General features: G+C 50.0%; 9 protein-coding genes. 7 read left to right on the plus strand and 2 right to left on the minus strand.

The window, feature by feature from the left end:
• Positions 1 to 200 precede the first annotated feature (200 nt).
• Together speB and speE are read right to left on the minus strand one after the other, a co-directional pair.
• Positions 201 to 1,070 (minus strand): agmatinase, encoded by an 870-nt coding sequence (gene speB / locus ADU23_RS08120; RefSeq protein ID WP_053373275.1) that lies wholly within the window; start codon positions 1,068 to 1,070, stop codon positions 201 to 203.
• Positions 1,071 to 1,104: 34 nt separating this feature from the next.
• On the minus strand, positions 1,105 to 1,932 hold the full coding sequence (speE, locus tag ADU23_RS08125; RefSeq protein WP_053373276.1) for a polyamine aminopropyltransferase: 828 nt from the start codon (positions 1,930 to 1,932) through the stop codon (positions 1,105 to 1,107).
• A 182-nt stretch (positions 1,933 to 2,114) separates the two neighbouring features.
• On the opposite strand from speE, the gene ADU23_RS08130 reads away from it, so the two are divergent.
• The 7 genes from ADU23_RS08130 (at position 2,115) to ADU23_RS08160 (ending at position 10,130) form a co-directional block, all read left to right on the plus strand.
• Entirely contained in the window at positions 2,115 to 4,220 is a 2,106-nt protein-coding gene (locus ADU23_RS08130) for a transglycosylase domain-containing protein (protein WP_053373277.1), read from the plus strand.
• A gap of 181 nt (positions 4,221 to 4,401) precedes the next feature.
• On the plus strand, positions 4,402 to 4,692 hold the full coding sequence (locus ADU23_RS08135; protein ID WP_053373278.1) for a hypothetical protein: 291 nt from the start codon (positions 4,402 to 4,404) through the stop codon (positions 4,690 to 4,692).
• A 278-nt stretch (positions 4,693 to 4,970) separates the two neighbouring features.
• Positions 4,971 to 5,951 carry a ubiquinol oxidase subunit II gene (gene cyoA, locus ADU23_RS08140; protein ID WP_063846166.1) on the plus strand — a complete coding sequence of 327 codons (981 nt, stop codon included), beginning with the start codon at positions 4,971 to 4,973 and terminating at the stop codon, positions 5,949 to 5,951.
• Between the two features lie 62 nt (positions 5,952 to 6,013).
• Positions 6,014 to 7,984, plus strand: a complete 1,971-nt coding sequence (locus tag ADU23_RS08145) for a cbb3-type cytochrome c oxidase subunit I (protein WP_053373280.1) — start codon at positions 6,014 to 6,016, stop codon at positions 7,982 to 7,984.
• The gene (cyoC, locus tag ADU23_RS08150) at positions 7,984 to 8,625 is read left to right on the plus strand and encodes a cytochrome o ubiquinol oxidase subunit III (RefSeq protein ID WP_053373281.1); all 642 of its coding nucleotides are present in this window, start codon (positions 7,984 to 7,986) and stop codon (positions 8,623 to 8,625) included. Before ADU23_RS08145 ends, cyoC begins: the two co-directional genes overlap by 1 nt.
• A 1-nt stretch (position 8,626) precedes the next feature.
• A complete protein-coding gene (gene cyoD / locus ADU23_RS08155) occupies positions 8,627 to 8,956 on the plus strand; it encodes a cytochrome o ubiquinol oxidase subunit IV (RefSeq protein ID WP_053373282.1) in 330 nt (109 codons plus the stop codon).
• A gap of 166 nt (positions 8,957 to 9,122) precedes the next feature.
• The gene (locus tag ADU23_RS08160) at positions 9,123 to 10,130 is read left to right on the plus strand and encodes a GNAT family N-acetyltransferase (protein WP_053373283.1); all 1,008 of its coding nucleotides are present in this window, start codon (positions 9,123 to 9,125) and stop codon (positions 10,128 to 10,130) included.
• Positions 10,131 to 10,386: the final 256 nt, after the last annotated feature.

The raw sequence follows: 10,386 nt of genomic DNA on the forward strand, positions 1-10,386 counted from the left end.
TTCTCTTCTGTTTCTAGAATTCCCATGCATGTTCCTTACATTCCATTGTTTACCTTCCATATAATAATTTAATTATTCAGAATTGTCATTCGATTAATTTGTCGAATATCGCTAATGTTGTCAGTTTTGTAAATGAATAACACAAAAAAAGGCTTCGCCTTAAACGGTTTTTGCCGTTCGGGCGAAGCCTTTTCCTTATATTATTTCAAAAATCCTAGCAGCATCTCGCGGATGACTTTCGCCGCAACGATCTGCGTTTGCTCGGTTGGATCATACGCAGGAGCAACCTCAACGAGGTCGAAGCCCACGATGTTCACGCCGGAGCGCGCAATCGCATGTACCGATTCAATGAGCTCCTTCGACGTAATGCCGCCCGCTTCCGCTGTACCTGTACCAGGCGCTGCGGATGGATCAAGCACATCGATATCGATCGTTAAATAAACCGGACGGCCTTCAAGCTCTGGAAGCACCTTCTTCAGCGGCTCCAATACCTCGAACGGGTGGAAGTTAATATTCTCGCGTGCATATTGCCATTCCTCGCGCGAGCCAGAACGGATACCAAACTGGTAAATGTTTTGTCCGCCCATTAGGCCAGCTGCTTTGCGCAGCGGCGTTGAGTGGGACAACGGCTCGCCTTCATACGATTCGCGCAAATCAGCGTGAGCGTCGAAGTGGATAATCGCAAGATCAGGATGCTTTTTGTACACCTCTTGGAAGATCGGCCATGACACCAAATGCTCGCCGCCGAGTCCAACAGGGATTTTGCCATCGTCTAGAACGCCGCGAACGAATTCGCCGATAATTTCCAGGCTGCGCGCTGCGTTGCCGAAAGGAAGCAGCAAATCGCCGGCGTCGAAATATTCGATATCCTCGAGGCTGCGATCTAGGTAAGGGCTGTATTCTTCAAGTCCGATCGACACCTCGCGGATGCGAGGAGGGCCGAAGCGCGAGCCTGGACGGAAGCTAACGGTGAAATCCATCGGCATGCCGTAGATAACCGCTTTGGAAGCTTCATAATTGTCAGAGCTCAGGATGAAGACATTGCCTGAATATTTTTGATCCAATTTCATGAGGCTTGTCCTCTCTTTCCTTAACTACCGCTTATTACTTTATGAGATCTTCTACGAATTTAGGAAGCACGAATGCTGCCTTGTGAAGACGCGGCGTGTAGTATTTGGTATCGATTTCTGGGATAGCTGTTTCGTCAACAGCCGTTGGGTCATACTTCTTGCTGCCCATTGTGAACGTCCATAGGCCGCTCGGGTATGTCGGAATGTTCGCGCCGTATACACGAACGATCGGGAATACTTCCTTCACGTCTTTGTTTACGCTTTGAATAAGATCCGCTTTGAACCAAGGGTTGTCCGTTTGCGCAACGAAGATGCCGTCTTCCTTCAAGGACTCGTAGATGCCTTGGTAGAAGCCTTTGGTGAATAGGTTCGCAGCAGGGCCAACCGGCTCTGTCGAATCAACCATAATGACGTCGTATGTGTTCTTATGATCATGAATATGCATAAAGCCGTCGTTCACAAGCACTTCAACGCGCGGGTTGTCGAGCTCGCCAGCGATGGATGGCAAATATTTTTTGGAGTATTCGATTACTTTCCCGTCAATGTCGACAAGAACAGCCTTTTTCACTTTTGGGTGTTTCATGACTTCACGAATAACGCCGCCGTCTCCGCCGCCAACTACAAGCACGTACTCCGGGTTCGGATGCGTGAAAAGAACAGGATGCGCAACCATCTCGTGGTAAACGAACTCATCCTTAACCGTTGTCATTACCATGCCGTCAAGCACAAGCATCGTTCCGAACTCTTCCGTCTCGATCATATCAAGCTGTTGAAAATCCGTTTGTTCATTAACATAAGTTTTAGTAATCTTCGCCGTAATGCCGAAGCTGTCTGTTTGTTTTTCCGTGTACCACAATTCCATGTCGAAAATCCCTTCTTTCCTTCAATCGTTCAAACGTAATTATAGTAAATTAGGCCAAAAAAGCAACCTTTTCAACCTTTTATACAAAAATTTAATGATCCGCCGGCTCGGCGTGAATAGGGTGAACCTCGTTTTTCCATACTAAGGAAAAGTGAAGCTATGCACTGAAGGGAGCCCGCTCCATGAATAAGCCTTCTAATCGGAAAGGCAAACAAAGCCGCCGACCTGCTTTTCCTATTATAACCGAGAGGTTCCTTCCCCAATTCTTGAAAATAAAAAAGTGGCTGCGATGGACCGCTGCCGCACTCACTCTAATGGTGCTCATCCTGGTGGGCACGCTTATTTATTTGCGCACCCAATCGCTGCCCGTAGCCGCTATCAGCCAAACCTCCCAAATGCTCGATTTGCAAGGCAACGTGATTGATACGTTCCACGCCGGCGAAAACCGTCGTTCCGTGCAGCTGTCCGATATCTCGCATTATGTCATCGAAGCAACGCTGGCCATTGAGGATCGGCGCTTCTACGACCATCGCGGCTTCGATATGAAGGGTATGGCGCGCGCCGTCATGGTGAACGTTCAGAGCTTCTCCGCGCGTCAAGGAGCAAGCACGCTTACCCAGCAGCTTGCACGCAATCTGTATTTGACGCATGAGCGAACCTGGCAGCGCAAAATGAAGGAAGCGATGTATACCGTTCAGCTCGAAATGAGCTACTCCAAGGATGAAATTCTTGGCATGTACTTGAACCAGATTTATTACGGACACGGCTCCTACGGCATTGAAGCCGCGGCGATGATGTATTTCGATAAACATGCCTCAGAGCTCTCGCTTGCAGAGAGCGCGATGCTCGCCGGCATTCCGAAGGGACCAAAATATTATTCCCCCTATTTGAATATGAAAAACGCGAAGGACCGTCAGCTTACGATTTTGCAGGCCATGCTCGAAGGCGGCTCCATTACGTCTGAGAAGGCGGATGCCGCATATGCGGAGGTGCTTAACTTCCAAACGCTCGGCTCTGGGGAGCAAGAAGGTTTCGCGCCGTACTTTCGTGATTATATAAGATATATAGCGGTCGATAAGCTTGGCATCAATGAGCATTTGCTTAACGAGGGCGGCATTACGATCTATACGACCCTTGATCCGAAAGCGCAGGCAACGGCCGAAGAGGTTATTGCGCAAGGAATTCCCGAAAACTCGGAGCAGCAGGCGGCGCTTGTAGCCATTGATCCGCGCAATGGTTATATCAAAGCGATGGTAGGCGGCAAAAACTACAAGAAGAACCAGTACAACCGCGTATTTGCCAAAACGCGCCAGCCTGGCTCCTCCTTCAAGCCGTTCTTGTATTTAACCGCCTTGCAGAGCGGTTTTATGTCGCCTTTGACGCGCTTCAAGAGCGAGCCAACCGTGTTTACTTACGATGAAGGCCGCAAGACATACGAGCCTCGCAACTACGGCGATAAATATTTGAACGAGCTAATCGATATGCGCAAAGCGCTGGCAAGCTCGGACAATATTTACGCGGTTAATACGATCATGACCGTTGGCGCCGACAAAGTGATCGAAACCGCGCGGAAGCTTGGGGTCGACAGCCCGATGCAGCCCGTCCCTTCGCTCGCGCTCGGCACGTTCCCGGTCAGCCCGTTTGAAATGGCTTCCGCCTTCGGCACGTTTGCAAATGGCGGCATCCACGCCGAGCCCATCGCGATCATCCGGATCGAGGACCGCAAGGGTCAAGTCTTATATGAAGCGGAACATAAATCCGAGCAAGCGGTAACCGCTGCGGAAGCTTATGTGATGACCAGTTTAATGGAGAGCGTATTTGAAGAAGGCGGTACCGCATTTCGCGTTTCTTCTATTATTAAGCGGCCCGTTGCAGGCAAGACAGGCACGACGCCTACGGATGCATGGCTGGTGGGCTATACGCCAGAGCTGGCAACCGCCGTATGGGTCGGCTATGACAAGGACCGCAAGCTAACCGTCGCCGAGGCTTATCGCGCCGCGCCAATATTCGCTAAGTTTACGGAACAGGCGCTTGCTTCGGTGCCGCCGAAGATCTTCCCCATACCGGAAGGGGTCGTAACGGTGTATATTGACCCGACCAGCGGCAAGCTGGCGGAAGGCAATTGTCCGAACAGGCGGCTCGAGACCTTCCTTAGCGGGACCGAGCCTACCGCGGTATGCGGAGAGCCTGCAGCAGCGGGCGAGGATGGCAGCAATTCCGCAGGGGATGGAGCCAAAGCGGACCGCCGTTCCTGGTGGTCGGACTTGAAGCGTTGGTGGACGGACTAAAAAGCTCGCTTCTATCATATCCTATAGAGGCTGCTGCAGCCGCCGCTCATGCCGTCGCCATGACCTTCGCACATTTTTGTCCGATTTATGATCAAAAAGTGAATTTTCTTTGAACAAAAGCATGATGTTGTGTTATAGTAAGCATAAGAAAACACTTACAATGTATACGGGAGTGTTCAATATGACAACGAAAACAGCAACAATTAGCCATGTTCAGCCTTCAAAGTCGGATGTCAAGCGCCTTGTCAAGGCGATGACTGCAATTGCATGGGTTGTACTATCCATTGGCGTTCTGCTCAGCGTAATTAACTTAAGCCACTTCAGCGATCAAAATGTCGGACTTATGGTCGGCATCGGGTTTCTAATCGGCAGCGTTCATATTTATGTCATCGGCACAGCGATTGGACTCGTCCATGCTCGCCTGAATCAAGAACAACCGTCGAATGATTTGAACGATCATAACCGCAAATAATGTCCGCATCTAGCGGAGCAAATAGACAGTCCGATTTGGTCGATGACCAGATGGGGCTGTTTATTTGTTTTTGCATGAGACAAAATGCATGAGTGTGGGTAATCATAGGTAGATGGGCTCGCGCAGATCATGCTCCTAAATGTAACAGTTGTCTAAGCAGTGAACTTTCTATTACAGAAAAAAGACGAATTCTTGACGTAATTGTTAACCCCGCAGTTATTCCCTTGCGGATCTGCTATTGTAGTCGTAAGCAGTAATTTTGAGGAGTTGAACTGATGATGAGACCGTATCTTCGTATGCTGACACCCGTACTTATTATGTTAATGGCCGTTATGCTTTCCGGCTGCGGCGAGCAGTACATTGTGCTCGATCCGAAAGGGCCAATCGGCGAGTCTCAAAAAGACTTGATTTATTTTTCAACCATTTTGTGTGCGGTTATCATCGTGCCTGTGCTTATCCTGACAGCCGTTATCGTCTGGCGGTACCGCGACAAACCAGGCAGCAAGGCTTCCTATAAACCCAATTGGGAGCATAGCACGAAGCTAGAAATTACGTGGTGGAGCATTCCGATTGTAGCGATCCTAGTCCTTGCAATCGTTACGGTTAAATACACGTATGCGCTTGAGCCTTCCAAACCGATTGAATCGGCTAAGGCGCCGATAACGATTCAAGTCACATCGCTCGATTGGAAATGGCTGTTCAAATATCCGGATGAGGATATCGCGACGGTCAACTACATTAAGATACCGGAAGATGTGCCGATTAAGTTCCAAGTCACGTCCGACACGGCGATGAACTCCTTCTGGGTTCCGCAGCTCGGCGGACAAATTTACTCCATGTCCGGCATGGCCATGACCCTATTCCTCCAAGCGGATGAACAAGGCAGCTACTATGGCTCCGGCGCAAACTTTACGGGTAAAGATTTTGCGAAAATGACCTTTAAGGTAGATGCTACCTCGGAGGAAGATTACAAAGCATGGATTAGTGAAGTGAAAGCATCATCCCCTGCACTTACGATGGAGGGCTTTGAGAAGCTGACTGAACCAGGCTCGTCCGACGTGCAGCTTTTCTCCAGCTTCCCAGAAGGTTTGTTTAACAAAGTCGTAAGGCAGTATATAAACGGCGACGGTGGCGCTCATCAGCATCATGGCGCTGAAGCAGCGAAAGCTCCGGCAGCTGCTAGTGAAGAGAAAGCCCCGGCGGATACGGACGCTAGCAGCAATAACGCTAACGCACATAGCGGCCACGCGGGTCATTAAACCAGTAACAAGCGAATGCTTTTGAAGCGAGTTTGTTCCACAAACTTTTAGGAGGACCCCAAATGTTAGACAAAATTAAAGACTTCGCATCCGAATTTTTCGTTACTGGCGATCCGCTTATTCTAGGGGCTCAAGTGTCGATCGGATTATCGATTGTCGCAATCATATTCGTTCTTACCTTTTTCAAAAAATGGCGCTGGCTTTGGACGGAATGGCTGACGAGCGTCGATCATAAAAAGATCGGTATCATGTACATTATCGCCTCCATTCTCATGCTGTTCCGCGGCGGCGTCGATGCGCTGCTTATGCGGGTTCAGCTTGCCGCACCGGAGCTGGAATTTCTAGTCCCGGAGCATTATAACCAGATATTCACGACGCATGGCGTAATCATGATTTTATTTATGGCGATGCCGCTTATGTTCGGTCTATTCAATATCGTCGTTCCGCTGCAAATCGGAGCGCGCGACGTAGCGTTTCCGTTCCTGAACTCCCTAAGCTTCTGGATGTTCTTCTTTGGAGCGATGCTGTTCAACGTTTCCTTTATTATCGGCGGCTCGCCTGATGCAGGCTGGCTTGCATATCCGCCGCTCTCTGAGCTGTCGGGTAGTCCGGGTCTTGGGCAGGACTTCTATATCTGGGGTATTCAGATTTCAGGTATCGGCTCCTTGGCAACCGGTATTAACTTTGTCGTCACGATCTTAAAAATGCGTGCGCCAGGCATGAAGCTTATGCAAATGCCGATGTTCGTATGGTCGGTTCTCTCGTCTTGTATTACCATTATGTTCGCATTCCCGATTTTGACCGTTACGCTGTTCCTTCTATTCATTGACCGTTATCTCGGCGCGCATTTCTTTACGCTCGACGGCGGCGGCAATCCGATGATGTATATCAACCTCATTTGGATGTGGGGACATCCCGAAGTATATATCGTCATATTGCCGGCGTTCGGTATTTTCTCCGAGATCGTCTCGGCATTTTCGAAGAAAAAGCTCTTTGGCTACAAATCGATGGTATTCGCCCTTATGTCGATCAGCTTCTTCTCTTTCTTCACTTGGGCGCATCACTTCTTTACCATGGGCTCCGGCGCAAACGTCAACGCATTCTTTGCTTTAACGACGATGCTTATCGCCATACCGACCGGGGTCAAAATATTCAACTGGCTGTTTACGATGTATCGCGGCCGAATCAAGTTTACGACTCCGATGATGTGGACGGTTGCGTTCATACCGTGCTTTGTCGTCGGCGGGATGACCGGGGTACTCCTATCGGTTGCACCGGCTGACTTCCAGTTCCATAACAGTTACTTCCTGATCGCGCATTTCCATCAGGTGCTTATCGGTGGTGTCGTGTTCGGTTATTTCGCAGGCCTTTACTACTGGTGGCCAAAAATGTTCGGCTTCCGCTTGCACGAGGGACTCGGCAAATGGGCGTTCTGGTTCTGGAACATCGGCTTCTACGTTTGTTTCATGCCGCAATACGCGCTTGGCTTGATGGGTATGACACGCCGCTTCAACGCATACGACTTCGATATGGGTTGGCAGCCGCTGAACGTTGTATCGACTGTAGGTGCCTTCTTAATGGGTATTGCGTTTATTTTCCAAGTATGGCAAATCGCGCACAGCATCAAGTTCTTCAAGAAAGAAAAAGACGGCGATGCATGGGATGGCCGTACGCTGGAATGGTCGATTCCATCGCCTGCACCGCTTTATAACTTTGCTCGCTTGCCGCAGGTTACGAGCCAGGACGAGTGGTGGGAAGAGAAGCAGCGCATTGCCAATGGGCAGCCTGCCAAACCTCTCGCTCCGCTTGAGCCGATTCATATGCCTAAAAATTCGGGCATCCCGTTCATCATGTCGCTATGCTGGTTTACAGCAGGCTTCGGGTTCGTATGGGATTGGCTGTGGATGGCGATACCGGGTCTAATCGGCGTAGCCATATGTATGCTTGTTCGTTCGTTCTCCTACAATACCGATTACTACATTCCGGTAGATGAGATTGAGCGCACGGAAGCAGCGTTAAGGGGGACAAAATAATGGCACATGCAGTTTCCACTCCGGCAGGAGCACATGGCGGACACGGTGCCGGTCACGGCGGCGGTCACCATGATGACCATCACGATCAAGAATCGATGAAGCTGTTTGGCTTCTGGCTGTTTCTAATAACCGACGTTATTTTATTCGGTACTTTATTCGCTACCTATGTCGTCCTTCGTCTGAACACAGACGGCGGACCGACAGGCGCGGAATTGCTCGAAATGAACGGAATCATCATTTCGACGTTCATTCTCCTAACGAGCAGCTTCACGAGCGGTATAGCCGTTCTTGAAATGAACAAGGGGAACAAGCGCGGCTTGATCCTCTGGCTCGCGATTACAGCAGTGCTTGGCGCATCGTTCGTCTTTTTAGAGGTGAATGAGTTCATGCACTTGGTGCATGAGGGCGCTACGATCGGAACAAGCGCCTATTGGTCGGCATTCTTCGTTCTGGTCGGCACGCATGGACTTCACGTTTCGTTAGGTCTTGTCTGGATGGTTGCGCTGATTCTTCAGCTAAGCCGCCGCGGCATTACACCGGTTACCAAGCGTAAAGTAAACATTATCAGCTTGTACTGGCATTTCTTGGACGTCGTATGGATCTTCGTATTCACGATTGTTTACTTGATGGGGGTGATGTAGGGTGGAAAAGCATAACACGCATGCGCAGGATGCGCACGGCTCCCACGGCGGGTCGATGAAGTCTTATGTCATCGGTTTTCTATTCTCCATCATTCTGACGATCATTCCGCTCGTTGTTGTAATGAATGATCTTCTAGGCAAAACGGCTACAACCGTGCTTATTCTGATCATGGCGATTCTACAGTTCGCTGTTCAGCTCATCTTCTTCATGCACATCCGCGATGAAGAGAAGCCGCGCTTCAACCTTATGGCGCTTATATTCGGCCTCGTCATCCTAATGACGATCGTCGCAGGCTCCGTCTGGATCATGACTTACAATGCGGTTGGCTGATCATCAGCAATCCCAGCAAATTCACCAATAAAGGCTGTGCCATCGTCATTCGCGATGGCACAGCCTTTTTGATTATAGCCAAACTCTCCCTTTCGATGCCCCTTCGTCCCGTGTGATAATCAGACTATAAGGTTGATCAAATGAAAGCGAAAGCGAGGCAACAACGATGTCCATTACGCTTCGTCCGCTGCAGCTGCCGAATGATTACGAGCGGTTAGCGGAATTATTGAATCAAGTCTGGTCGGAACCGACTACAGCTGAGAATCTGCTTGAGGCTGACCAGAAGCTCTATGAGGTCGGGCACACCTGGATGGATGAGAACGGGCTGCTTGCCGGATACGATCGGGAGCGCCAGGTTGCGGTCACGGAATCAGGAGAGATGGTAGGTTACGCATGGTCTTGGAGAGCGCCATGGACAGAGCCGGGTTATCTGTGCAACACACTCGTTGTAGATGAGGCGTACCGCAATCGCGGGATAGGAAAGCTGCTCCTTCACCATGTTTCGCAATGGGCTCAAAAGATCGGCGCAACTACGCTCGTTACGGAAGTATGGGATGACAACGAATCAGCGCAACGTTTTGCAAAGCGGCATGCCTTCGTTATCGAACGTCACGCGTTTCAATCGCTTCTGCAGCTAGGCAGCGATGAAGGCGAGTCACAGCTGAGTATTCCAGCTATGCCTGAGCTAGCAGGACTGCGCTTTCTTACGCTGGCCGAGGAGCCGGGCGAGGAGAGCGAGCAAAAGCTTTATGCGATCTACAAGGAAACGCTAGTGGATATTCCCGGCTTCATGGGTGATGTGCCGGAGTTTGGAGAATGGCGCAAATGGAATTTGATGGTGGATGGCTTTGCGCCAGAGCAAGTCATTATCGCTGCGGACGGCGATGATTTCGTCGGCATTACAAACGTTTTGCACAACCCGCATACGAACGGGATGTACCATGAATATACCGGTGTCAGCAGAGCGTATCGCGGCAAGAAGATCGCGCTTGGCCTAAAGATTAAGGCGATACAGCTTGCGAAGCTCCGCCGCGCTGCCTATATCCGGACGGACAATGATTCGCTGAACGAGCCTATCCTTCACATCAATCGCCAGCTTGGCTACGTCCCGCTTCGCGGCTCCTACCGCATTATCGCCCCGCTTGCGCAGGTATTGGATACCTTCGCGAAATAACCCCCGCAAACCAGAAAGAGCAGTCTAATCCGAGGTACTCTCGGTTGATATGCTCCCCCTACAGTAGACAGGTGAAATAATAAAACCTGATTACTGTAAGGGGAGCTTTTTCATGGCTAAAGGAAAATATAATGCACTAGAGAAACTTACGATTCTCGAAGAAGTGTCAAATGGGGAAATTGGTTTTTTAGCTGCGACTAAGAAGTATGAGATCAACAAAACAACGTTGATGAAATGGCAGCGTCGCTACAAGCTG

This window comes from Paenibacillus sp. FJAT-27812 (assembly GCF_001273905.1).
In the GTDB taxonomy this organism is placed as follows: domain Bacteria; phylum Bacillota; class Bacilli; order Paenibacillales; family Paenibacillaceae; genus Pristimantibacillus.

Coding starts and splice junctions, on each gene's coding strand:
- speB (WP_053373275.1), bottom strand. CDS start 1,070: ATGAAATTGGATCAAAAATATTCAGGCAATGTCTTCATCCTGAGCTCT.
- speE (WP_053373276.1), bottom strand. CDS start 1,932: ATGGAATTGTGGTACACGGAAAAACAAACAGACAGCTTCGGCATTACG.
- ADU23_RS08130 (WP_053373277.1), top strand. CDS start 2,115: ATGAATAAGCCTTCTAATCGGAAAGGCAAACAAAGCCGCCGACCTGCT.
- ADU23_RS08135 (WP_053373278.1), top strand. CDS start 4,402: ATGACAACGAAAACAGCAACAATTAGCCATGTTCAGCCTTCAAAGTCG.
- cyoA (WP_063846166.1), top strand. CDS start 4,971: ATGAGACCGTATCTTCGTATGCTGACACCCGTACTTATTATGTTAATG.
- ADU23_RS08145 (WP_053373280.1), top strand. CDS start 6,014: ATGTTAGACAAAATTAAAGACTTCGCATCCGAATTTTTCGTTACTGGC.
- cyoC (WP_053373281.1), top strand. CDS start 7,984: ATGGCACATGCAGTTTCCACTCCGGCAGGAGCACATGGCGGACACGGT.
- ADU23_RS08160 (WP_053373283.1), top strand. CDS start 9,123: ATGTCCATTACGCTTCGTCCGCTGCAGCTGCCGAATGATTACGAGCGG.